Genomic DNA, 24,406 nt, shown 5'->3' on the forward strand with positions numbered 1-24,406 from the left:
GCAGCCAATAAACAATACGGCTGTTAACCCATGAATTCACCCCGCTATCAAGGCATAGAGCAAGCTTGATTTGAAAGACTCACTCCCAAGCTAATTTGTCGAGTCTACTCACCCCTTATTGCCGCGCTGAGGTTGGCTTAGGCTTTTCGCCATAACAGGGATGTATAAAACCAATCAAGGCTCATGTATGGATAAAATGAGGATATTAACTCAGCTCTGTCGTGCAGGTAATTTACAATTCTTATTATATTTTTAATGCTGTTGTGTTTGTAAAACAGTATGCTTTAGCGCTAACACGCTATGATGTTTTTGTGGCTTTTACTTTACGGAATTTTTTATGATTGTTGATACTTTAGCCAATCGTCACCTTTATACACCGCTCAACCCGAGATTAGCCATAGCGTTAACCCATCTCGCCGACACAGACTTTAGTCAGCTTGAAGTGGGAACCTACCCGCTTGAAGGCAAAAATATTTTCGTTATCGTCAATGATTATGAAACCAAACCCAAAGAAATAGAGCCGTTTGAAGTTCATCAACAATACATTGATGTGCAATATGTGGTCAGCGGTGAAGAAGAATTTGGTTATTTACCCTTGGCCAATCAAACGCCTTCTAAGCCCTATTTTGACAAACATGACTATGCTGAATACGATTATCAATCTAACAAAGATGACGCGGCATTTATTCCTCTAAAAGCGGGCATGTTCGCGCTGTTTTTCCCCGGCGACATACATATGCCAGGCACCAGTGCAACACCACAAAAAGTCCGTAAAGTGGTGATTAAAGTTCGGCTATAACAAAATAGCGAGAGCAAGATAGCCTCAGCTCAGTCCAACTATGGATATTATGGCAAAATATCGCTATCTAACCAAAGTCTGCTAAAGTTAATCCATGCACACCATATCTCTCAACATCCCTGTCATATATGAGCTAGAGACAAATGTGTCATACCTGAGCTAATGACGAATGTGCATTTACCCTTGGTAAGATAGAAAGGCCCCGAGACTCTCCGCTTGGGGCTTTTTTTTGAGCCATTGATAGCTCATATCATCAACGATAAGCTTGATCTGGTAAGTTGAATCAATCAAGTGTTGTTTTTTAATGCGATGAAGATTAATCCTTGTTAAAATCATCACAACTTTATAGGAGAGTGTTTCAATGGCAATGTATGTAGTGGGTCACAAGATCCCTGATTCAGATTCAATTTGTGGTGCTATCGCATTAGCATATTTAAAAAACCAAATCGATGAACCGGCCATTGCGGCCCGTTTAGGCGAGTTATCACCAGAAACCGCATTTATTCTAGAGAAATTTGGTTTTGAAGCGCCAGAATATAAAACCAGTTATGCTGGCGAAGAAGTCTATATTGTTGACCATTCAGAAGTTACTCAAGCACCAGATGATATCGCTCAAGCGACTATTGTGGGGATTGTTGATCACCATAAATTAGGCGACCTAACCACTTCGACTCCGCTAGAGTGTTGGATCCGCCCCGTGGGTTGCAGTAACACAGTGATTAAAATGATGTACGATTTTTACCAAGTAGAAATCCCTGCCAACATCGCTGGTATTATGATGTGCGCCATTTTAAGTGACACGGTCATTTTTAAATCACCCACCTGCACCACCGCAGACATTCGTTGTGTTGAAGCCTTAGCTAAAATCGCCGGTATTGAAGACTTTAAAGCACTCGGCATGGACATGTTTAAAGTCAAATCAGCGGTTGAAGGCACGCCGGCGCGCGACTTAGTTATGCGTGATTTTAAAGACTTTAACATGAACGGTAACTTGGTCGGTATTGGTCAGTTAGAAGTGATCGACTTATCTGTATTTGACTCAATCAAAGCGGATTTAGCCGCGGATATCGTTAAACTGAAAGCCGAAGGTAATCGTCACAGCGTATTATTACTGCTAACCGATATCATGAAAGAAGGCTCAGAAATGTTGGTAATTTCTGACTTAGCAGACTTAACTGAGCGCGCTTACGGTAAGCCTACCGTCGATGGTAAAGTGTGGTTAGACGGCGTATTAAGCCGTAAGAAACAAGTAGTACCCGCACTGCAAGATATTTTTTCAAAGTAAGTCTTTGTCAAAACGCTTCATAAAGAAAAAGCTGGATCCTTGATTCAGCTTTTTTTATGTCTAAAACGAGGCAAACAACATGATGCATTATGCGAACTGACGTCACAATGTCACTACCCTATATCGCAACCCCATAACTCTATCAATGGCTGTTCAACTGTCGGCTCTCCGACCCAAAAACTCATTGGGTGACATTGTTGCTCGCGCTGAGCAGATGAAACACACAGCTGGTAATCACCTGCTTCTGGGGTACGACCAAGTTTTAGCATCGGCAAGATAGGTAAATGGGGGGTGTAATGCCAGCTGCCATTGTTTAACACGGCATCCAACGGTATCTCCATCCCTGCACCACTGCCTTTTACCCTTGCTTGCTCTAAGATAAACCCGTCAGGCTGCAAGCGATAATCTTCTGCCCAACGAATTTTTTCAATCGTGTGGGTCCACGATAAAGTCATTTTCTCAGCAGGTACTTGAGCCCATATTGTGCCCGCTAGGCCTAAACATAATCCTAGCATTATTTGTCCTGTGCTAAACGTTGTAACTTACGTGCACGCCACAGGTGCTGTAACATAAACGCCAGTGCCAAACCAAAACCTAACTCATCACTTAATGGCGTCGCCATAATTAAACAACCACCGGCAATAAAGCCTAAAATACGCTCCCACCAATAAAGGTTTTGGAATAAATACCCAGTAAAGATAATTCCCCAAATCCCAATTGCAACCGTCGCTTTAAGCACCACAAAAAGGGTATCCAACACGCCACCACTTTGGAGCATTAACGCTGGTTCGTATACCGCCATAAAGGGAATAATAAACCCAGCGATAGCAATACGAATAGCCCACAAGCTGATTTTTAAGCCTTTCTCTTTCGCTATTGGCGCTGCCGCAAAACACGCTAGCGCAACCGGCGGGGTAAGGTCTGCCATGATGCCAAAGTAAAACACAAACATATGCGACACAATTAACGGCACGCCTAAATCCAGTAACGCTGGCGCAGCAATTGAGCTGGTAATAATGTAGTTAGGAATAGTTGGGATCCCCATGCCTAAAATGAGACACGTTACCATGGTCAGTATTAACGATAAAAACAGGTTATCTTGGCCAACCGCCAAAATATAACCGGCAAAGGTAGAGGCAATACCCGTAAGTGACACAATGCCAATAATCACTCCAACCAATGCACACGCTATTCCAACGGGTACTGCATGACGAGCACCTTCTACCAAGGCATGTAAGCACAGTTGAAGGGTTTCTTTACCGCCTTTAACAAACCAACAAATAACCACCAGCAGCGCAATAACCCCAAACATCACCCCGATGCCTAATTGAAAGAAACCAGCACATAACACCCCTAGCGCTATCCAAAAAACAAACCGCATCGCAGCTGATGATAGATTGAGAATAATGGCCGAACCTAAAATCACAATAGCAGTCAGTGCTAACCCCACCATCCCAGAAAACAGTGGCGTGCGACCAGAGAACAACAAGCCAATCAAAATAAATAACGGGATGAGTAAGTACCAACGTAGCTTAATCGCTGCCCACGGATCAGGACACTGATCTTTGGGTAAGCCCGATAAATTGGCGCGTTTAGCTTCTAAATGCACCATCCAGAACACCGAGCAAAAATACAGTACAGCGGGGATCATCGCTGCTTTTGCAATTTCAATAAATTGCACGTTAATGGTTTCAGCCATAATAAAGGCTACTGCGCCCATAATCGGCGGCATAATTTGGCTGCCCATACTGGACGTGGCCTCAACCCCGCCCGCAAAAGCAGATCGATAACCAAAACGCTTCATTAACGGAATCGTAAACTGGCCAGTGGTCACCACATTAGCCACACCGGATCCAGTAATGGTGCCCATTAGTGCCGATGACACCACAGATACTTTTGCGGGTCCACCGACTTTATGGCCAAATAATCCCATGGCAAAATCGGTAAATAAGCGGATCATCCCAGCTTGCTCTAAAAAGGCCCCAAACAGAATAAACAAGAAAATATACGTCGCTGATACATAGGTTGGCGTGCCATATAAGCCTTCTGTGCCAAAGGCTAACTGGTTAATAATTTGATCAAAACCATACCCTCTGTGCATCAGTTCTCCGGGCAAATACTCACCAAACAAACCATAAGCCAGAAATAAACCACAAATGATCGGCAGGGCAATGCCCATCACTCGCCTTGCCGCTTCAAACACTAGAGCGACTAATACCACACCAATAATCATGTCATTTTGGGTTAAGTCACCGGAACGTTGAATTAAGTCAGCTTCAAATACCCATTGATAAGCCGCGGTAGCCATACCCGCTAAGCCGAGTATCCAGGCTAAGGGTTGCCATGGCTGGCTTTTGCCGATACCTGGATAGCTAATAAATACCACTAATAATAAAAAACCCACGTGCACAGCGCGTAACACTTGGGTTGAAACAGGATGAAATGCTGCGGTGGTAATTTGGAAAATAGAAAAAATGAGTGCCACGAAAAATAGGGCTTTTGGCCAATCTCGGGTATCAGCACTTAAGCCTTGTTGCGACATAATAGTCTGGTTATTGGATGGCTCGCTCATGGTATACCTCTACCCTTACTACAGCTAAAAATGGTATGCCGAAAGACAAAAACACATAAGCGCTTGCTTAGGTTAAGCAAGCGCTCGCAAAGTAAAAATGAGATTACAATGCATTCACCTCTTTGTAGTAACGCTCTGCACCTGGATGCATTGGAATAGGCAGATTTTTGGTCGCTGTGTCTAAACTGATAGCCTTAGCGGCAGAGTGTGCCGTACCTAAACGATCCAAGTTTTCAAACATAAGTTTAGTCATTTGATAGGCGATTTCATCAGAGACCTTACTATGGCTTACCAATAAATTCTGAATCGACACCGTACTAATATCGGTAGTTTGACCTTCATAGGTATTGGCAGTAATCACCCCTACTTGATAAGCGGGATTATTAATTTTAGCCACGATATCTGCGGGGATCTCGACAAAGTTAATCGCCATGGTGGCGGCTAAATCACGAATGGCCGCCATACCTAGGCCAGACGATTGTAAGGTCGCATCCAATTGACGGTTTTTAATTAGCTCAACTGATTCGGCATAAGGCAGAAATTCCACTTTCCCCATATCGTCATAGCTTAAGCCTGCAGCACTAAAAATAGCGCGAGCGTTTAGCTCAGTACCAGATTTAGGCGCCCCCACAGAAATACGTTTGCCTTTTAAATCGGCAAGGCTATTAATCCCTGCATCTTTATTGGCGACAATTTGGATAAAATTAGGATATGTTGCGGCAATGACACGTAATTTGTTCAACGGTGTCTTAAAACCTGCTTCAGCATCACCCGCCCATGCAGCCGATACCGAATCACCTAACGCAAGTGCTAATTCGCCACGTCCAGCTTGTAATAAATTAAGGTTTTCAACAGACGCTTTAGTCGCTTGAACAGAGGTTTTAGAGCCTTCAATACCATTACTATACAGTTGTGAAAGAGCAACACCGATAGGATAATACACACCACTGGTGCCGCCAGTAAGAATATTAATAAATGTCGGTGCCGCCATAACAGCCGTACTAATAGACAGCGCGGCTGCCGCGCCAATCATGCAAAAACGTTTGGTTAACTTCATCCTAAATATCCTTATTTTATATATGGTTATAGGTCTTGTTGTGCTATAACACTACCACTGACATCCTCTGCGAGCTATATAGACTAAAGGCTAGCCACATCGCTATAAACCTCATTTATGTCACTATTTCGGTCGCTTCGATAATACATCAACAAGTGACATTAGCGTTTATCATCGCCCACTCGCTCGAAGCTTGGTTGAGCCGTGAGCAATTAGTCTTCTATCACAACGAGTATAGTGAATAGAATAAAAAAAGGTGCCAACAATGTCAGCACCTTCTTGATAAGTTCAGTTTATCCCAGCTAAATAAGGGACAATAATACTGTTAATCGTTACATATCCATGCAGTTAGCATAATAGGTCACGGTAGCGGGCCAGTCGGAAAACACACCGATTACGCCAACATCTTTTGCCAGTACATCTAACAGCTCAAAAGTGTCACCTTCGTTATCAACCACGTCGGCAATACTTTGATAGTACCAACCGCCACCACCTTGGCTCAGTGGGCCTGAACGCTCAAGTGACCATGCAATAATTTTTAAGCCAGCTGCATTAGCCGCTTTAGCATATTCAGAAGGTACGATGGCCTTGTTATTATCTAAAGTGACTAACATCCATAACGGTGGCGCGATAATTTTTACGCCATCAGCGGCCAAGGTATCCATACTCGGTGACCAAGTCGCGCTATTTTGCGGGTCAAATCCAGCCTGCTCGTCACGGCCATCGAGGTATACCGCTTGATCGGCAAATTCAGGCGCATTGGCTATCCAATATTTTATATCGTCTAAATTAAACGACTGCGGAAATACTTGCGATGCATCAACACCTGCTGCGGCATATTCATCTAGCATTTTCTGAGCGTAATCTTGTTGGGTAAAGCCATCATAGGGCATGCTGACACTAGCCGACTTAAGCTCTGGAGTCATCTTTACTCCAGCAGCTTTGAATAAGGCAATACTTTCAGCATGAGTCATTAAAGTGCCATTACCGGCATATAAATCGGTGCGCCAATTTGGCGTGCCGTCCATAAACTCTTCGACTGTGGTGGCATTGGGGTTAAAGCCGTCCATTTTGCCTTTTAAGGTGTTAAATTCAGCTAAACTGATATCGCTAGTACAACAAGTCGCCGTAGCGCTGACACCGTTAACAGCATCGGCGGGTAAAAATGGCACTGAACATTTATTGGCTAGGGCTGGAATGGACAGAATATTGGTGGTAGTGGCTAAATCACACTGTGAATGACGACACACGAGCGCTTTATCTGCGGTAAAGGTCACATCACATTCAACAATACCAGCACCGGAATCGATGGCTGCTTGATAGGCTTCTTTGGTGTGTTCAGGGAATTGCATCGATGCACCACGGTGGCCAATCGAGAAATCAGTCCGGTAAAATGAATTTGAAGCACATTGCGCTAATTGATCTTTTAACTCACTGTCTTGCATTTGACCGACTAAAAATAGCGGTCTAGGGCCCACTTGAGCGCTGACACTTTTATTCAATTCTGTTGCTACGCTGGTATTATTATCGTTACTGTTACAGCCTGAGACCCATAACATACTGGTCAAAATCGAAATAATACCCAGTGTGACACTGTTTTTCCTTGTCATCTTTTTGCTCCATATTGTCATGCATGCCTGTTGTAATGCAGGGTTGATTGACTCATTATCGCCACCAGCTTACGCAATGAATATGACTAAAATATAGAATTAATATGACAATAATAACCCTAAATAGATAAAACGAATAACAGCAGTAGCGTTTTAACGCTTAACAACGAGGTCCATAATGCCTAACACAACACTCTATTATGTTCACGACCCTATGTGCAGTTGGTGTTGGGGATATCGCCCCACATGGGACACGCTGCAAGCTCAACTGCAGCAGCAATTGGGCCAACAGTTAACCATCAAATACTTGGTCGGGGGGTTGGCGCCAGATTCAGATCTCCCAATGCCACGACCCATGCAGCAAATGTTACAACAAACGTGGCAAAAAATTACTCAACAACTGGGCACTAAATTTAATCATGACTTTTGGCATCTCTGCCAACCCAGGCGATCGACTTATCCAGCATGTCGAGCCAGTATCATTGCTCGTCAATATGGGCTTGAAAAACAAATGATTAATGCGATTCAACAGGCGTATTACTTGAATGCGAAAAACCCATCGGATCTCGATACTTTAGTGGCTATCGCGATTCAAGTTGGCATCCCTGAAGCACCTTTCGTTGAACAATTAACCGCTAATGACATAGACAAACAACTGTTGCAAGAAATTAACCTTGCTGGTCAACTTCCTATTCAAGGGTTTCCATCATTGGTATTGATGGTCGATAACAACGCCTATTCTATTAGGCTTGATTATCATCAATGGCAAACCAGCTTGGCAGACATCCGCACTATCTTGTCAAATATCAAACCTTGTTGAGGAACTTATATGAAAAGATTTTATCGCTATGGATTACTGTTGAGCAGCTTATTGTTGGTTAACTTAACCTGAAGTAGTAATCATATGGCCAATATAGATAGTGGCAAACTTGCCGAGATTAACGCCATTAACGTTTAATAATGAGCAAGTGATAACCGCAGGATTGCCCATTTAAAATAATCGCCAAACCTGGGGGGCATGACTGTAATCAACTTAACCCTTAATGATAACCCTAACGCGTTGAAAAATGAGTATCACATTGTGACCACCTTAGGCATTATTGCGGCTTAATGAATCTGTATACCGATATGAGGTAAACTTCCCTTGAGAAATAAAGTTTGAACGACGTTTATTAGCGTTTGGTCTTGATGCTCAATATCCTATACTCTTGCACATCGAAGACGACAAAGCCTCAAAGGCTGACATAACCAGAGGCAGTGAATGGCAAATCGTAAACGAGGTTTTTTGGGTTGGACATGGTTTGTTATGTGGCGGTTGTTGCTATTACTGGCGCTATTGTTACTGGTGTTTCGATTTGTGGCGCCACCGACTACGTCATTTATGCTGCAAAGCCCTTATCCGGTTACCCAACACTGGATAAGTATTGATGAGTTGCCGTCGCAGATACCGCTAGCCATGGTTGCCTCAGAAGATCAGCTGTTTCCAGAGCATTTCGGTGTCGATTTTGCCGCCATCAGTAAAGCCCTTAACCAGTACGACGACGGTGAAGGTCTTCGTGGTGCCAGCACCATCAGCCAACAAACCGCAAAAAACCTCTTACTATGGCCGGGGCAAAGCTTTGTTCGTAAAGGTCTGGAAGCCATGTTGGCCGTCAGCCTTGAAGCGATTTGGGGCAAAAGACGTATCTTAGAAGTGTATGTCAACGTGGCAGAGTTTGGTAAAGGGATTTACGGCGTAGAAGCGGCTAGCCAGCATTATTTTAATAAATCGGCTCGCTATCTAACCCGTAATGAAGCCGCGCGCCTAGCCGTGCTATTGCCCAGCCCTCGCAATCGCGATCCTCGTAATTTAAGCCCTTATTTTCGCCAGAGAGTAGTCTGGGTTGAACAGCAAATGCAACAACTTGGCACTGGTTATCTAGCGCCCATCCTTAATTAAGCATTAGCAGGGTCAGATGAAAATTCAGTCCATCTGACTCGACTTACTCGACCGCTTAATCAGCGTGCCTCGCAGTCCTGATCGCACTGTTAAAAAAGCATAAAGTCGACACTGACGACTATTCCGCCTCAAATGGCGAAGCATATGATCAATCCAGACGGCGCAATCAACCGGTGATCAATCAACCATTTTCTAATCTACTGGGATTTTTTACAGGTCATTTGTTAGAATTCATTATTATTTTATGGCAGCGGCATTTGCTGCCATTATTCTGTTTCGCAATAAGCATTCAGGTTTTACTATTTAAAGGCAGGTTATGACCGTTCTTCTAATGACTCCACCTATGACCCAGCTGAATACGCCGTATCCGGCAACAGCGTATTTGACTGGTTTTTTACGCTCACGAGGCTATGAGGCGGTTCAGCGAGATCCTGCTATTGAGCTTTTCCTTGAGATGATGACGGCGCCTGCGCTGGAGATTATCCGTCAGCATGTGGAAGAAAACTTCGAGCATTTTGAAGACAATGAGCTACCTGATGTGATCTTTAATTTTCTAGCCGAATACGATCGTTACCATCTAGCCGTTGAGCCTGCCATTCGCTTTTTGCAGGGTAAAGATCCAAGCCTAGCAATGCGGATTAACTCACGGCGTTTTTTACCAGAAGGCCCAGCATTTGACACTATAGCCCAGATGGAAGAGATATCTGGCGATGTGTTGCAAGCGGCCTTTGGCAATTTAGGCGTACAAGATAAAGCCAAATATCTCACCACCCTGTTTATTAATGATCTGTCGAACGTGATTACTCAGGGGGTTGATCCTTACTTTGAAGTCAGCCGCTATGGCGAAAAATTAGCGTCGGCCAACCCAAGCTTTGACAACCTCTACGACACCTTGATGGGAGACCCTAGTTTCAGCTCGGAAATTTTGGAACAGTTGGTCGAGCAGTATCTAGAAGAAACTCAGCCTAGCGTGGTCGCGTTAACCGTGCCTTTTCCCGGTAACATGCTCGGCGCTTTGCGTATTGCGCAAACCTGTAAAGCCATCAATCCTGAGCTTCCCATCGTCATGGGCGGTGGTTTTGTCAATACTGAGCTGCGCGCACTCAAAGACCCTCGCGTATTTGAGTTTGTCGACTTTATCTGTCTTGACGACGGCGAACGCCCACTTATCACCCTGCTGGAATACTTTGAAGGCAAGCGCGAGATAGACGAGTTAGTGCGAACCTATTTCCTCGCAGAAGATGAAAATGGTCAAGCCTACGTCCACTTAAATCAAAACGAACTGCTACACGACATTCCACAGGTCGACGTTGGCGCGCCCATTTACGATGGCTTGCCATTGGGCGAATACCTGTCTTTATGTGAAATGCTCAATCCTATGCACCGTATTTGGAGTGATGGCCGCTGGAATAAACTCACCATAGCCCATGGCTGTTACTGGCGTAAATGCAGCTTTTGCGATGTCAGTTTGGACTACATCGACCGCTACGATACTGCTGGCGCGGATATTCTGGTGGACCGCATCGAAGCGCTTATTGAAGAAACCGGACAAACAGGTTTCCATTTTGTCGATGAAGCCCTACCGCCAAAAACCTTATTTGCGTTTGCAAAACGCCTCATTGAACGCAACGTAGTGATCAGCTGGTGGGGTAATATCCGCTTTGAAAGAACGTTTAGCCCAGCGCGTTGCCAGTTACTGGCAGACTCGGGTTGTATCGCAGTCAGTGGCGGCCTTGAAGTGGCTTCAGACAGACTATTGAAACTAATGAAAAAAGGCGTGAGTGTTGAGCGCGTCGCCCATGTCACCAAAGCCTTTAGTGATGCCGGTATCTTGGTGCATGCCTATTTAATGTATGGCTTTCCAACACAAACCGAACAAGAGACTATCGATTCGCTGGAAATGGTGCGCCAATTGATGCAGCAAGGCTGTTTCCAGTCCGCCTACTGGCATCGTTTTGTGGCCACCATCCACAGCCCTATTGGCTTGAACCCAGAGCAGTTTGGTATCACCCTTGCTGAACGCCCAGAGATCTTATTCGCTGAAAACGATGTGGATTTCACCGACCCAACCGGCACCGATCATGACATGCTGGGCGAAGGACTGCGTAAGGCGCTCTACAATTATATGCACGGTATCGGCTTTGACCAACCAATGAGCTTTTGGTTTAACCAGCCTCTCGCACGCACTACGATGAAGAAAGACCTGATCTCAAAAGCGATTAGCAATTTTATTTTGAGCAGTGAAGAATAATTGATGCAACCAAAACAGCTCAATGAGAGCTGTTTTGGACAAGTGGATTGCAGATTAGGTTATTTGAAAGCTTGTATTTTATTTTAGCCAAATCCTCTTTCTTTTACTAATTGATTTTAGTGAAATACGCATCAAATAACTCACTGTAATATTACTTACATTTAAACTAAAAAGCATATGCATACACTTTATACCTTGAGGTGATAACTGTCTGTTAGGTCTGAAGTTTTTTGGATGCCATGGTTGAAGCTTAGTTATATCTAACTCATTCAACTGCTTTACTTCACACTCTATTTTTTTATTTTACACTTTTCTTAACTCAAGTAATCGACGTATTTTTTTATCTATTTTTGCTAATTCAATTAGATAAGTTCGCTCTGCTTGAGCGAACAATACGCTATTCATATTAATTTCAAAAACATATTTGCCAGAGAATCTTTTATACATTAACTCTTTATATTTTTTTAAACGTTCAAGTACACCATGCTCATATTTTTTACCCGCGAATTTAACATGACTTTTTGAATATGAGTCTACATTCAGATCAAAAACAAGCTCTTCAATTGAATGTGCTATATCATTTCTGTAATCAATAATACTTTCAATATCATCTTTTTCTTCTGTAGATAAAATATTCTCTGTAACTAATAACTTCCAAAGTTTTTTATATATTTTTTTTGTGTTATCAGGAAATCGTTCTTCCTTATTTGACAGTAAATTATTCCACTTATCAGTAACCTTGATAGTCCTTAATGCAATAGATTTTATTTCTTCAACATAGAATAAAATCATTACCATTTCAAAAGCTCTAAACTTTAATATGTTTTGCTCTAAGGCTCTGAGATTTTCTCCTCGGGGATTGAAACTAAACATAAAACCTCTAATAAGTTGCACTATTTGCAAAGTATAAATTGCTTGTTGGACTTGGCCGATGCCACATCCATATTAATCGGTAACTATTAACATAACATGCTATCGGAATTTTCTTTTTTGCGGTAGTTATTTTTTGTACAATCTTTCTGCTAATCGATTGTTCTAATTACACCTTTTAAGATGTATTTTTTAGTCATTCAGCCGATTTTTACCATTCATCACAGAATCTCATTATGATGCTTGGTTTAACATTTTCAGGGTTCCATGAATTGAGGTCGTTGAAGAAAATGACGTGGGTCCAGACATGGATGTCTGGCTAGCTTTCGCGGTACAGGATGTACCATCGGAAGCGATAGCATTTTCGAATAAGGCTGAAGCAGACACAAATGCAGGTCAAAGTTAAACTTGACCCCATGGCGACCTTTTCGCTGTTTGAAAATGTTGCGGGGCGGCTGGGAGATCCAAGAGGGAACAGCCGTTGGTTTCCTCTTGGTCTGGTGTGGGCGACGCGCCACGACGTTAGTGGCCGCAGGCCATAAATACAAAGAATAGCGCTGGATTCCGGCTCAACAACATTACCTGAACGACGGTGGGTTTGGCCTGTGCGGAATGTAACTTTCAACACGTAACTTTTATATGAAAACTTAACAATAGTATGCTTAACTTGAGCTTAGCGAAAATACGTCATACGTTATTAGGTATCACACAAACCAAGGGGATTACATGAATATACTGCAACGTTATAACCTGCTGTCCACCAGCATATTAATGTGTTGTTTCTTTTTTAGTGCGGGAGTATTTAGTTCGGGTGTGAATAGTTCGGAAGTGAATAGCTCGGAAGTGAATAGTGCCGATGTGAACAGTACAGGCAGCATGGCGAATATTGACACCAACACACTTGGCGACATAAAAGCAGTTAAATTTAATAACCAGCAAGTGATTACTGCAGGTTTACCCACAGAGCAACAATTTGCACAACTCGCTCAAGCTGGTATCAAAACGGTGATTAATCTCATTCCCAATGACAACCCAAACGCCTTACAAAATGAGCAGCAAATCGTCACTCAACTCGGTATGAACTATCACAATATTAGCGTGGACTGGCAGCAGCCTACACCAGAAAATCTACAGCAATTTTTTAGCCTGATGGACCAGAATGGCGATGCCCCTGTGCTAGTCCATTGCGCGGCTAATTATCGAGCGTCAGCCTTTTATTATTTATACCAAACCCGCCAAAACAAAGCACCGACGATGGCCGAAGCACTCACCCCTTGGGGCGACTTACAACAAAGCTTTGCTGAATACCCTCAGTGGCAACAACTGATAGAAGACACAAAACTGCAATATCAAACCAAGCAATAGTAATGTAAATACAGCTATCGCATTAGCTGAAACTAACAATTTTTTTGTTTGCGACTTTTGCGTATTTTACTTTGAAACCTTCAGTATCCAATAAATTGAGGCCGTTGAAGACTCTTTATAAAAGAATGCGTGAGCTGACCATGGCCTTTCACGTATATCCATATACTCCAAGGCATTCAGGCATCCTGCCTATCAGATGCCAGCTAGCTTTCGCGGGGAAAGGTCGTTCTTTGGCATCTGACCCATATGGACATGGGGAATGTCATTTGATGTCGGGAACATTATTGACCATGCCACCACAACATTCGTGAATCCATTCACATCAGATCCCCATCGGAAGCGTTAGCATTTTCACTCTTTACTGCAAGATGGGCCGAAGCAGTCTACAAACGAAGTCACAAGCTGGATCGTACCACGTCGCGAAATTATCGCTTCTATTGCTTAAATCACATTGGGATAATGTTGATGTGGCGGCTGGGCCAATTCTTTGAATAAAAAGTAAAGAGGAAACAGCCGTTGGTTTCCTCTTGGTCTGGTGTGGGTGAAGCGCCACGACCTTAGTGGCCGCAGGCCATATCTAAAAAATAAAGAAAAAAACCTACTATTGAGTATGAAAACCCTTCAAATCCATTTTATACAAAGGCGCTGGCAGCATCTCTGATGTAATAAAAATGCTGCTACCCTCTTGGCTAAAACTAACCGCTTCAGCTTGTTTTATCGCTGGCAGAGCAATCTCTTGTGGCGCTGTAGAAAACAGCGTTAACCAATCGCCAGGCTGTGATTGGGTAAAATAGAACGCGTGAGTGTAGGTTAATACTACAGCCGATAAACCATCCGCGGAGATATCAATTGCGGTGGGCTTTCCGGCAAAACCGGCCCAAGTATAGATACTGGCATAATCGAGCATCGCGGTTGGTAATGGCGCTATTTCGCCCAACCTTTTGGCTTGTTTGTTAATCATTTGAACCGATACATTCTTTGATACGCTTTGCGCCGAAGGAGCGATTAATGGTAACTCGTATAATATCGGCAGCTTATCGCGTTTAGTCAGTAACAGTATTTTTTGCTTAGCCACATCAACGGCTACGGATTCACAATCGTGTGCGCCATCTGGGTAGGTAAATGTCATGCTCCAACTGGGTTTAACCGACAGTGTTTTTTGTCCATTCAGTTGGCTTAAATCTGGCTCTTTGATCAGGTGTAATTGATACTGCGATCGCTTCGCTTGGTTATCACCCACATCGGCGATCAATAAGTACGCTTCACCTTGGTAAACAAACGAGGCTATGTCTTCCCAATCAATGTTCTTTACACCAGTAATGTTTACTGTCGCGAGTTGATGACCTTGGGTATCAATGGCAAAAATCCTTGCCGAATCACCACTGTCGTTATGTACCCACAATATCTTGTCATTGAGCCTCGATACCGCCAAACCGCTGGCTTCGTCAATAGACGGGGCGGTAATGCTACCCGCTTGTGTCATCCCCAGTGGCATGGCGCATGCGCTGATCGATATAGCTAAGATTAAGTATAAAAACAAAGAAAGACGGTTAAACATAATGGTTATTAACTCGGACTGCAGCTTGCAAAAAGTAGATGTATTCTAACAACAATATCCGAGACTATTACTAAAAAGATAAAAAAATCGATTAATTCATATTAATCGATTTTATAAAGATTACTGATTTGTTATAACCATGCTCGCTCAAATGCATTGATCATATCAAATGGCTGATGAATACCTTCCACTCGCTGTAGTTTATTTTTATACTCAACAGGTAAAGAATCATATTGCTTCTGAGCTCTTAACTCAGAAGTGGAAAAGATTAACAATTTAATTTTGTCTATTTCTTGCGTAACAAAAGTATTCTGTTTTGTCTTATTTTCATTTTCTAAATCTAAAAGCACTTGGAGTAACTCAGTGTATTCATCACCCACACACATTCGCATCGCTTTAAGATGCAAATAACCTAAAGCCTCCCCGACTGAAATGGGTAACTGTTTTAGAGTGACTATACTGCTATCAGATAATTGATTCATTTTTGACATGGTTAAACATTTATCGTGTTTGACCTCAAATGCAGTAAATTTATCACTCAGTAAATCCATACCGAAATCTAAGTACTCGTCAGCAAAAACTTTTGAAGGCGAAATAGTTAAAATAAAAAATAAAATCGTTAATATCTTCATTTTACGTTGCAACCATAATGGACGGATTTCCAAAAAACTCTCTCCTTTGATGAAATTTCAGATCTTAACATTTGCATACCAGCAATAGTTTCTATTTGATTGTTAGCAAACCTATCAAGCGAAGAGAAAGTCTTAAAAAAATACTCCCAATTTGTAGAAAAAATACTATACGAAGTTTGACTTGAATCACTAGACACAGACTTAAAGACTAAATTCTTTTCAATTATATTATTTGAAGCTTTGGCATTAACGCCTAAACCGCCAAAAATAAGAACCAATTGGCCAATTAATGTAACCCACATACCTGTTTCTTTATTTTTTAAAATATCATTTATCGAATTTATAGCTACAATACTCTTTGTATCAAGCTGTAAATCTACAATTGTTGGACAAACTTTCCTATCCATAATAATTAATCCCTTAATTTAATTTTGAATTATAAAATAACAAAAAAAACATAAAAAACATACTTATACAATTCACACTATTACTTATAATGTAAACAACATGCCTTTTCACCTAATAACCTAACCCAAATAATAAGCCAAAACAAAAAAAGGCCACTTTCTTTGTTCCGAAGAAAGTGGCCGTGCACGTTTTTAGCGATTGAAATGATGAGTAAAAATCGCTAAAAACCAGTACTCTTTTAACTCTTGAAATTAAGGCGTATTAATACTCATAGCTAAGCTGCAAGGTGTATTCTGTGCCAGGGTCTTTGGCATACACTTGGATATCTTGCTGCTCGTATTCCGTTGTTTCACCTAAGATATTCTTCGCTTTTACTTTTACGGTAACGCTATCGGTCGGGAAGAAACTATAGGTAAAATCAAGGCTATGAAATGGCTTTTCAAATACGTCATCTAAACCACCACGGCCACCATAGGCAATGCGTTCACCAAACACGTTATAAACTAATGTGGCACTGTGATAACTGTCTGGCGAGTCGTAACTTAACTGTAAGTTAGCCACCCATTGTGAATGTCCGGTCATGCGGCGCGTGTTATTGGTTGGGTCGATTTCGCCGTTAGCAGCGATATCGATTTCTGAGTCGCCTAGGGTTAAGTTACCTGCGACAAAGAAGTCCTCCCAAATACTGCCATCGCTACCCAAAAACTCAAGCTCTTGCAAAAACTCGGTTTCAAGACCGTACACATAACCCGACTCGGCGTTATAAAATTTAAGCTGACGCCCCGCTTCTGAAATACGTTGAATAGGTTCAATCGGTGCGTCTACATCCTTATAGAATGCGCCCATACTGAAATTATTGCCCGAATCTGAGTAGTATTCCCAACGTAAGTCGAGGTTAACAATGTCGGAGCTTTTAAGTTCTGGATTACCGAAGAAATCAAAACCGGTAACGGGATCTTGGAATCGAACGGGCGACACTTCACGCAGATCTGGTCGTACTATGGTTTTGCTCGCGCCTAAACGCCATTGGGTAGTATCGGTTTGTTTCCAGGTTAATGACAACGACGGGAACCAACCATCTTCAGCAATCACATAATCAGTCAAGTCGTAACGCCCGCCTTCATCTGAAATTTCACCATCAGGGTCGATAGGTAAAGTCACGCGGCGAAAATCTTCGTAGCGAATACCAGCATATACGCGCCAAACATCATCAAAGTCGATGTCCATGCTCACAAAGGCGGCATCGTTTTTCTCTGCAGCAATGTAGTCTTCAGTGTCGGTTGACGCGTCTTTCAGCTCTAGTCCTAAGGTATTGTCGGTAATGTTTTTATCCGAAAAAATATCATTAAAGTCACTCGCTAAAATGCCACCGTTAGCATCAGTTGGACTTAAATCGACATCAAAACCTAAACGGGTGGCATAGCTTTCACGGGTACGCTCAAAGTATTCATAACCGGTTGTCAGTTTAACCAATGCGCCGTCTAAATTGATTGGGTAAGTAAAGTCCCAGGCATAGTTTTGGCTGTCATCTTCTAAGCGGCTGTAGACATACTTTGGCGCATCTTGAGTGTTGAGGTTACGTGACAATAACTGGTTGTTTTCATCTAAAATCACATTATAGGTGTACGACACTTCATTAGGAGCATAACGCTCTGAGCGGGCATCAGAAAACTTCCAGTTCACTTCAGCATCATTTAACAGCTCAATAAAATGATGACCTTTTATTTGGTTACTGATTAACGAACGTTCCTCGTAATCAATAGCATAAACTTGCAATGCATTAGGCTCACCCAGAGTATCGATGGTTTCTTCAAGCCCTATAGACACATCATCAGAGGTGTCTTGCAGATAAGTGGTGAAGGTTTCGATTTTATGGTTGTAACCAATTTCTAAGCCTAAGTTCAGCATGCCAGACACTTGCACAATCGAGTCGGTGCCGACGATGTCTTTTTGGTTTTCAACTTGTACTTGGCTGCTATCACCATCCAGTTCAACTTCGCGTTTAGTGTAGTTTTCGGCTTGCTGCTTGTACGACACCGCTGATAATGCACCAAAGATGATGTCGTCAGTAATGTCCCAACGATCACCAATGGCGATATCACCGCGCATTGCAGGATCAGTACTTTGACTTTGTACCGTCATATCGCGATACATGTCTAGTGCCAATTCGCGGTTAACTTGTTGTGCTGCGGGGTAACTTATAGCGCCATTAGAATTGCTGACGATATCAATTGGGCTAATTCCACCATATTGATTAATGGTGTTATTAATGTTGCTTGGCATGCTGCGAGTGCCATCGTCTTGGCCGGTCCAATCATCGCCACCACCATTATAGGTGAAGCTGTCATCTGAATCATTGGTGTTATAACGACCGCCCACAGAGGCTTTAAAAAAGAAATCTGCTGGAATAGATTTAGTCCGAATATCCACATGTCCGCCACCAAATGCGGCTGGAGAATTGGCAGAGGCTGACTTTTGCACCGATAACGATTCAATGATCGATGCAGGAAACATATCTAAAGGCACCACGTTACGGGTTGGATCCGGTGACGGCACTGTCGCGCCATTCAGTGAGGTACTTGAATAACGCTCACCTAAACCACGAACATAAATGAATTTGCCATCTTTTAAGGTTAAACCTGTCACACGACGAAGCGCTGCGGCTGCATCACTGTCACCGGTTCTTGAAATTTGTTCTGAGCCCATAATATCAGCTACAGCAATTTGTTCACGACGTTCTTCAGTTGCTTCTGATGCAGAGCTGCGTAAACGCCCGGTAACTGAAATCACTTCTATCGGTTCAATTGGGATCACTTCACCAGGATCGCGCGCAGGCGCTGGTTCTTGCGAGTATACGGGGGTAGCTGTTAATAGTGCCGCCGCAGAAATCACAGAGATAATGGCAAGACTTAACTTATTAACGGTAAAACTCGGCTTGGTTTTCATACTTAACTATCCTGTATGCGGTTCAGAGATAACCGCCCTTGCGGGCGGCTATTAATAGGTCACAGATTAATGTTATCGAGGTGATTACTGTGGAAAGTAAGCCCAACCTTGACGCCAGTCATTCTGGCCATCGAATGCACCAATAAAGTTGGTTGATTCGAAGAAGCTATCATCTGTGCTTAAGTCTTTACCTTTGCCAAGTAGCGTTGTATCTGTAGCTGCTGGCATACCGTCGGTGAGAGTCACTGCAGCTGTTGAGTTACCTTCTTGGCCCATGAACCAGGTTTCAACATTGACAGCGTCTGCTGTTGCTGCATTATCAGAGCTGTACTTAAAGGGCTCGTTACAGTCGATAATTGAATGAGACATCGTCAGCGTTTTGCTGTTTACGTTGTCGACTAAACCAGCGTAAGAGCCATCTAACTCTAAACATTCGCCAGACTCAGTTTCAGCAGTGCTGCCTTTACGACCTTGAACTAACACGTTGTATAACTCACCAGCAGTAGCCACACGTAGTAAGATACCTTCACCTTTATCGCCACTTGCGTTAGCAATATCTGTACCCGGTAAAATAGTGAAGTTAGCTAATTTAGGCGCTGACACTGGAGTATCCGTAGCACCTTTATGGCTATCACCTTCGATACCACGGTTAGCATTACCGTCTTCGTGAGTGATATACACAAACTGTGCTTTACCTGTCCAACCGTTAGTCCAATCTAAGCTGTCATCGAAGTTGGCTGTTAAGTACACATATTTCAAGTTAACTGCACCACCCCAAAACTCAACACCGTCGTCGCCGTTAGCGTGAATTTGAATATGGTCTACTTGAGTTCCGCTGCCCACTGCTGCAAATGAGATACCGTTCATTTCTTGAGTATCATTCACTTTAAAGCCAGCATACTTAATCACTACGTAGCTGATTTGACCGCTGTTATCAGCGTTGTTGTTACCACCGTATGGAAAGTCACCGACTTCAAACGACGCTGAACAAGCATTATGATCAGGACAGGTATTGGTTAAACCATTACCTAGAATAACCAAACCACCCCATTGACCACGTTCGCCACTTGCACCCGCAATAACATCTTCTTCAGAGGTCATTTCAATTGGGTGAGTTGCACTACCTTGAGCCATAATTTTTGAGCCACGACTCACTGCGATAAAGCTGTTAGATGTCGCGAATAGCTTAGTACCCGCTTGAATAGCCAATGTTGCAGGCGTGGTGTTATCACCACCGACGACTACCGCACCGCCATCAATTTTGTACATTACGTTTTGGCCAGCGAGAAGCGTCGTGTTGCTTAAAACATTGCCTTCAAGGGTACAAATTAACGTGATTGATGCATCTTTATATAACCCTGTTGCCGCTGCTGAAGCTGTTGTGCCTACTGGACAAGAGGTTAATACTGGTAATGCTGTTGGCGTTGGCGTCACATCGTCATGAATAGCTGTAGTCCAGCCTTTAGTCCAATCATTAGATCCATCAAACGCGCCAATATAGTTAGCATTAACTAAACGCGCATCAAGGTTAGCCAAATCAGCCTTACCAGCCGTTAAGGCAACAGATGATGAATTAGGCATGTAATCGGTTAAATCAGCTGCGGCAACTAAGTTATCGTCTTGCCCTGTGTACCAGGCTTCAACATCTAGCGCTAAAGTACGGCCTTCAGCAGCATCTGCCTTAGCATTTTTAAACGGTTCAACACAGTCAATTAAGCTGTTTTGCATGGTCAATTCAGCGGTGTTGGCGTTGTTAACGGTATTGTCGTCGTTAACCTCTAAACATTCGCCAGAATCAACGTCACCTTTAACAAGAATGTTATAAGTATTCACGCCAGTGCCTTTACGGAATAAAATACCTTCCGCATCGTCACCACCACTGTTGGTGCCATTAGCAACCTGAATAGTAAAGTTGGCTAACACTGGTTTTGACATAGGTACAGCGCTGGCATCACTGTTACTGTCAGCTTCAATACCACGGTTAGAAGCATTGTCAGCTTGACGGATATAAACGTGCTGCGCGCTACCTTGCCAACCGTTAGTCCAATCTAACGAGTCATCAAAGTTTTCTGTTAGTACGATATTTGTTACTGAAACATTACCGCCCCAGAATTCAAAACCGTCATCGTTATTCATGTGAACTTGTACGTGGTCAATTTCAGTACCCGCACCCACACCGGCAAAACTAATACCGTTCATTTCTTGGGTGTCATTGATTTTGAAACCACCAAACTCAACGCGTACATACTTGATTGAACCTGAATTGTCTTCGGTGTCATTACCGCCATAGCTGTGGTTACCCACTTCAAAAGACGCTGAACAATTGGTTAAATCTGGGCAGGTGTTTACTGGCGCATTACCCAATAACACTAAACCACCCCACTGACCCGCTTTACCTTCTTGGCCTAAAGCCGTCTCAACAGACGTAAATACGATAGGTGCAGCTGCAGTACCATCAGCCATAATTGTTGAACCACGGCTAATCACTAAATAAGAATCGCTGCCACCTAAGATTTTGGTGCCAGGTAATATCGATAACTCAACTGCATTGGCATTATCGCCACCGGCAATCACCGCGCCATCAAGCTGCCATACAACATCATTACCTAACACTATTTTGTCGCCATCTTGGCCACCGGTGGTAATGGTTGATGCTGCTGTTGAAGGGGCTAACGTACCTTTTAATACCCAAACTTCTTTACCATCAACGGCTGTCATTGTGGTGCTTTTAGTTGCAAAGCCACTGTATGATTTTTCTTGATCTGTCTGAGTTGGCGTTGTTGGAGTTGTTGGCGTAGTAGGGGTAACGGTATCGCTACCCGCATTGATATTAATATCACCACCACAACCAGCAAGCCCTAATGTTGCAGCAAGGGCGGTAGCAAGTGCAGTAAGTTTAAAAATGTTTTTCAGTTCCATTGTCATCTCCGAAGACGGATGTAAGCGTGTGAGTAAGTTGGTTGGATTACAAACTAACCTGCAAAAATGACAAAAAGACTGCGTAAACATGACACTCACATTTCATTAACATTACAGAAATATGCAAGTCCAATGGTGCTGCGGCTTAAGGGGAGTTTAGCTTGACATAAAATTTTAACAAATTAGCCAAAATAACGGTTTCACTGCCTATACAACAAAGCTGAGTCTTTAATCGATACTGACGTATAACGTCCAAAGACCCAATATTAAGGCGCAAAATCCTGCTGGTCTAAACCAACTAAGGCAATGTTTTACAGCCCATAACGCAAATGTTTTATGGTGTTTTTCAGTCATAAAAACTAAAATAATAGCGACTACAAACAAAATCTTAGCTATTACTTCAAACACTAACGGATATAAGGTATTACGCGCATCGAGTAACAATGCTGCGCCAATCACTAACCGAGAAATGATTTCGACATAATGAAAATAATCTTGGCGACTAAATAGAACAATAGCATCAGCAAAACCTTGGGGCTTAAGCAGCATAAACAGCCCAACACCACAGGTAATAACGCCCCAAACACTAATGAATATGGCCATGATGTTTCCACTATGTACTTTTATGAACTGATATTAGCAGTTTAAAATGTAATAAAAATGTTGTTAGACTGCTATTATTGCGCGAGTAAACGATCTATCCATTATGATTAAAGCTAAAACAAACAGACTCATCCTGTTTATATCTCTATTTCCACAAGCCAATAATGCATGGTCTTTATTGCAACCCACTGATGGGATATGAATTAATATTAATAAATACTCATAAAACGAGTTTAGGCTAATTTAATGCTAAAATAGCCATTTAGTGCAATTTAAACTAGCCAAGGAGTGCCTATATGCCATCTGATATTATTATTTTAGGGATCTCCATTCTTATTGCTATTGGCATTTTGCTCCATCATCCTTCTAAAACATTAGGCTTACCCTCGCTTCTCATTTTCATGGGCGTAGGCCTTGCTTTTGGTAATGGTGAATTTGGTTTTGTATACGACGACCTGAAGCTTACCTCGCTTATCGGTACCCTAGCGTTAAACACCATAGTGTTTGTGGGTGGGCTGAATACCCCAATGAAACACATTCAATTTTCTTGGAAAGAAGGCGGCATGTTATCCACCGCTGGAGTGATCTTTACAACGGTTATTTTTGGCTTTATCTTGAATGCGTTACTCGATTTTAACCTCATCACTTGCATGCTGTTTGCAGCGGTAGTGTCATCGACTGATGCTGCGGCAGTATTTTCTATTTTAGAATCCAAAAAGCTTAAATTAAAACATGGCACTGGCACTATTTTAGAATTCGAATCTGCTACCAATGACCCCGTCGCCCTACTGATGGTTGTCATGTTAACCGACTATATTATCAATAGTGCCAACGGTGCACCCACTACATTGTCAATACTCTCTAGCCTAGTTCAGCAAATTGGTGTTGGGGTGGTAGTAGGACTAATAATGGGTAAGATGGCCGTTTGGGCACTTAATCGCATCAAGTTGCCAGAATTTGGGCTTATTCCGGTATTTATTTTGGCAACCTTTGCCATCACAGTATCGAGTACCGAAATCTTGGGCGGTAATGAACTGATTGCTGTGTATATTGCAGGGGTAATAATAGGCAACTATTTGAAGAAAGGCGCTGAAGTCAGTAAACATTTCTTCAATGGCATATCTTGGTTAGCACAATCGTTGATGTTTATCATTTTAGGCTTACAGATATTCCCACAAAAATTATTGCCTGTGTTGATGGTGTCTTTATTGCCCGCAATCTTGTTGATTTTAGTGGCACGCCCTTTAGCAGTACAGTTGTGTTACCTGCCTTTTAAACAAGTTAATTGGCGCAAGCGCTTGTTTGTGTCGATGATCGGCCTCAAAGGCGCCACCCCAATCGTGTTTGCGCTTATTCCAGCCGCTGCCGGCGTTGAGGGATCACGTGAAATGATCCACATGGTATTTTTCATTGTACTGATTTCGGTCATAGTTCAAGGTGCAGCTATCGAGCCGTTAGCCAATAAACTCAAGCTCAACTTAAAGCCTAAACCACCTAAACCGCCTAAACTGCCTAAGGTTTAAGGTTTAAGGTTTAAAAAAGCCTAATCAGATGATTAGGCTTTTGGGTTTATTGAGCTAATGAGGTTTTAT

General features: G+C 42.7%; 18 protein-coding genes. 7 read left to right on the forward strand and 11 right to left on the reverse strand.

The annotated features are described in order from the left end of the window. Positions 1-337 precede the first annotated feature (337 nt). Both AAEZ00_RS14290 and AAEZ00_RS14295 read left to right on the forward strand, forming a co-directional pair. Positions 338-799 carry a NanQ anomerase/TabA/YiaL family protein gene (locus AAEZ00_RS14290; RefSeq protein ID WP_124012565.1) on the forward strand — a complete coding sequence of 154 codons (462 nt, stop codon included), beginning with the start codon at positions 338-340 and terminating at the stop codon, positions 797-799. A 361-nt stretch (positions 800-1,160) separates the two neighbouring features. Further along, positions 1,161-2,084 (forward strand): manganese-dependent inorganic pyrophosphatase, encoded by a 924-nt coding sequence (locus AAEZ00_RS14295; RefSeq protein ID WP_101033969.1) that lies wholly within the window; start codon positions 1,161-1,163, stop codon positions 2,082-2,084. 113 nt (positions 2,085-2,197) lie between these two features. Here the strand turns inward: AAEZ00_RS14295 and AAEZ00_RS14300 are convergent, their stop codons facing one another. The 4 genes from AAEZ00_RS14300 to AAEZ00_RS14315 all read right to left on the reverse strand — a co-directional run bounded on the left by AAEZ00_RS14300 (position 2,198) and on the right by AAEZ00_RS14315 (position 7,323). After that, positions 2,198-2,599 (reverse strand): DUF1850 domain-containing protein, encoded by a 402-nt coding sequence (locus AAEZ00_RS14300; protein WP_101033968.1) that lies wholly within the window; start codon positions 2,597-2,599, stop codon positions 2,198-2,200. After that, on the reverse strand, positions 2,599-4,656 hold the full coding sequence (locus AAEZ00_RS14305; RefSeq protein WP_206191829.1) for a TRAP transporter permease: 2,058 nt from the start codon (positions 4,654-4,656) through the stop codon (positions 2,599-2,601). Before AAEZ00_RS14305 ends, AAEZ00_RS14300 begins: the two co-directional genes overlap by 1 nt. A gap of 103 nt (positions 4,657-4,759) precedes the next feature. Then, positions 4,760-5,713 (reverse strand): TAXI family TRAP transporter solute-binding subunit, encoded by a 954-nt coding sequence (locus AAEZ00_RS14310; protein WP_101033967.1) that lies wholly within the window; start codon positions 5,711-5,713, stop codon positions 4,760-4,762. Between the two features lie 332 nt (positions 5,714-6,045). Continuing rightward, positions 6,046-7,323 carry a glycerophosphodiester phosphodiesterase family protein gene (locus tag AAEZ00_RS14315; RefSeq protein WP_124012566.1) on the reverse strand — a complete coding sequence of 426 codons (1,278 nt, stop codon included), beginning with the start codon at positions 7,321-7,323 and terminating at the stop codon, positions 6,046-6,048. 178 nt (positions 7,324-7,501) lie between these two features. Between AAEZ00_RS14315 and AAEZ00_RS14320 the strand changes: the two genes are divergently transcribed. From AAEZ00_RS14320 to AAEZ00_RS14330, 3 genes are all read left to right on the forward strand, one after another. After that, the gene (locus AAEZ00_RS14320) at positions 7,502-8,143 is read left to right on the forward strand and encodes a DsbA family protein (protein ID WP_124012567.1); all 642 of its coding nucleotides are present in this window, start codon (positions 7,502-7,504) and stop codon (positions 8,141-8,143) included. Positions 8,144-8,584: 441 nt separating this feature from the next. Next, positions 8,585-9,262 (forward strand): monofunctional biosynthetic peptidoglycan transglycosylase, encoded by a 678-nt coding sequence (gene mtgA / locus AAEZ00_RS14325; protein WP_124012568.1) that lies wholly within the window; start codon positions 8,585-8,587, stop codon positions 9,260-9,262. A gap of 316 nt (positions 9,263-9,578) precedes the next feature. Continuing rightward, positions 9,579-11,513, forward strand: a complete 1,935-nt coding sequence (locus AAEZ00_RS14330; protein ID WP_335687249.1) for a B12-binding domain-containing radical SAM protein — start codon at positions 9,579-9,581, stop codon at positions 11,511-11,513. A 303-nt stretch (positions 11,514-11,816) separates the two neighbouring features. On the opposite strand, the gene AAEZ00_RS14335 is transcribed toward AAEZ00_RS14330, so the two are convergent. Further along, positions 11,817-12,386 carry a hypothetical protein gene (locus tag AAEZ00_RS14335; protein WP_351088886.1) on the reverse strand — a complete coding sequence of 190 codons (570 nt, stop codon included), beginning with the start codon at positions 12,384-12,386 and terminating at the stop codon, positions 11,817-11,819. A 723-nt stretch (positions 12,387-13,109) separates the two neighbouring features. Here AAEZ00_RS14335 and AAEZ00_RS14340 point away from each other — a divergent pair. Then, a complete protein-coding gene (locus AAEZ00_RS14340) occupies positions 13,110-13,748 on the forward strand; it encodes a protein tyrosine phosphatase family protein (RefSeq protein WP_124012570.1) in 639 nt (212 codons plus the stop codon). A 601-nt stretch (positions 13,749-14,349) separates the two neighbouring features. Here the strand turns inward: AAEZ00_RS14340 and AAEZ00_RS14345 are convergent. The 6 genes from AAEZ00_RS14345 to AAEZ00_RS14370 form a co-directional block, all read right to left on the reverse strand. Continuing rightward, a complete protein-coding gene (locus AAEZ00_RS14345; RefSeq protein ID WP_124012571.1) occupies positions 14,350-15,243 on the reverse strand; it encodes a hypothetical protein in 894 nt (297 codons plus the stop codon). A gap of 194 nt (positions 15,244-15,437) precedes the next feature. Further along, positions 15,438-15,971 (reverse strand): hypothetical protein, encoded by a 534-nt coding sequence (locus AAEZ00_RS14350; protein WP_124012572.1) that lies wholly within the window; start codon positions 15,969-15,971, stop codon positions 15,438-15,440. Next, positions 15,935-16,345, reverse strand: coding sequence for a hypothetical protein (locus AAEZ00_RS14355; RefSeq protein WP_351088889.1), 411 nt, complete (start codon positions 16,343-16,345; stop codon positions 15,935-15,937). The genes AAEZ00_RS14350 and AAEZ00_RS14355 overlap by 37 nt, the downstream gene beginning before the upstream one ends. A 262-nt stretch (positions 16,346-16,607) precedes the next feature. Further along, a complete protein-coding gene (locus tag AAEZ00_RS14360) occupies positions 16,608-19,292 on the reverse strand; it encodes a TonB-dependent receptor domain-containing protein (RefSeq protein ID WP_351088891.1) in 2,685 nt (894 codons plus the stop codon). 84 nt (positions 19,293-19,376) lie between these two features. Continuing rightward, positions 19,377-22,211 (reverse strand): beta-helix domain-containing protein, encoded by a 2,835-nt coding sequence (locus AAEZ00_RS14365; RefSeq protein ID WP_351074522.1) that lies wholly within the window; start codon positions 22,209-22,211, stop codon positions 19,377-19,379. A 228-nt stretch (positions 22,212-22,439) separates the two neighbouring features. Then, the gene (locus tag AAEZ00_RS14370; RefSeq protein WP_101033957.1) at positions 22,440-22,814 is read right to left on the reverse strand and encodes a hypothetical protein; all 375 of its coding nucleotides are present in this window, start codon (positions 22,812-22,814) and stop codon (positions 22,440-22,442) included. Between the two features lie 296 nt (positions 22,815-23,110). On the opposite strand from AAEZ00_RS14370, the gene AAEZ00_RS14375 reads away from it, so the two are divergent. After that, on the forward strand, positions 23,111-24,337 hold the full coding sequence (locus tag AAEZ00_RS14375; protein WP_124012577.1) for a potassium/proton antiporter: 1,227 nt from the start codon (positions 23,111-23,113) through the stop codon (positions 24,335-24,337). Positions 24,338-24,406 lie beyond the last annotated feature (69 nt).

Origin of the sequence: Shewanella sp. S1-49-MNA-CIBAN-0167 (assembly GCF_040310145.1) — a bacterium.
GTDB lineage: Bacteria > Pseudomonadota > Gammaproteobacteria > Enterobacterales > Shewanellaceae > Shewanella > Shewanella psychromarinicola.

Bases quoted from the DNA above. Each gene is read 5' to 3' on its own strand.
- AAEZ00_RS14290 (WP_124012565.1), top strand. From the start codon at position 338: ATGATTGTTGATACTTTAGCCAATCGTCACCTTTATACACCGCTCAAC.
- AAEZ00_RS14305 (WP_206191829.1), bottom strand. From the start codon at position 4,656: ATGAGCGAGCCATCCAATAACCAGACTATTATGTCGCAACAAGGCTTA.
- AAEZ00_RS14300 (WP_101033968.1), bottom strand. From the start codon at position 2,599: ATGCTAGGATTATGTTTAGGCCTAGCGGGCACAATATGGGCTCAAGTA.
- AAEZ00_RS14295 (WP_101033969.1), top strand. From the start codon at position 1,161: ATGGCAATGTATGTAGTGGGTCACAAGATCCCTGATTCAGATTCAATT.
- AAEZ00_RS14345 (WP_124012571.1), bottom strand. From the start codon at position 15,243: ATGCCACTGGGGATGACACAAGCGGGTAGCATTACCGCCCCGTCTATT.
- AAEZ00_RS14340 (WP_124012570.1), top strand. From the start codon at position 13,110: ATGAATATACTGCAACGTTATAACCTGCTGTCCACCAGCATATTAATG.
- AAEZ00_RS14360 (WP_351088891.1), bottom strand. From the start codon at position 19,292: ATGAAAACCAAGCCGAGTTTTACCGTTAATAAGTTAAGTCTTGCCATT.
- AAEZ00_RS14310 (WP_101033967.1), bottom strand. From the start codon at position 5,713: ATGAAGTTAACCAAACGTTTTTGCATGATTGGCGCGGCAGCCGCGCTG.
- AAEZ00_RS14365 (WP_351074522.1), bottom strand. From the start codon at position 22,211: ATGGAACTGAAAAACATTTTTAAACTTACTGCACTTGCTACCGCCCTT.
- AAEZ00_RS14315 (WP_124012566.1), bottom strand. From the start codon at position 7,323: ATGACAAGGAAAAACAGTGTCACACTGGGTATTATTTCGATTTTGACC.
- AAEZ00_RS14370 (WP_101033957.1), bottom strand. From the start codon at position 22,814: ATGGCCATATTCATTAGTGTTTGGGGCGTTATTACCTGTGGTGTTGGG.
- AAEZ00_RS14330 (WP_335687249.1), top strand. From the start codon at position 9,579: ATGACCGTTCTTCTAATGACTCCACCTATGACCCAGCTGAATACGCCG.
- AAEZ00_RS14335 (WP_351088886.1), bottom strand. From the start codon at position 12,386: ATGTTTAGTTTCAATCCCCGAGGAGAAAATCTCAGAGCCTTAGAGCAA.
- AAEZ00_RS14320 (WP_124012567.1), top strand. From the start codon at position 7,502: ATGCCTAACACAACACTCTATTATGTTCACGACCCTATGTGCAGTTGG.
- AAEZ00_RS14355 (WP_351088889.1), bottom strand. From the start codon at position 16,345: ATGGATAGGAAAGTTTGTCCAACAATTGTAGATTTACAGCTTGATACA.
- AAEZ00_RS14375 (WP_124012577.1), top strand. From the start codon at position 23,111: ATGCCATCTGATATTATTATTTTAGGGATCTCCATTCTTATTGCTATT.
- mtgA (WP_124012568.1), top strand. From the start codon at position 8,585: ATGGCAAATCGTAAACGAGGTTTTTTGGGTTGGACATGGTTTGTTATG.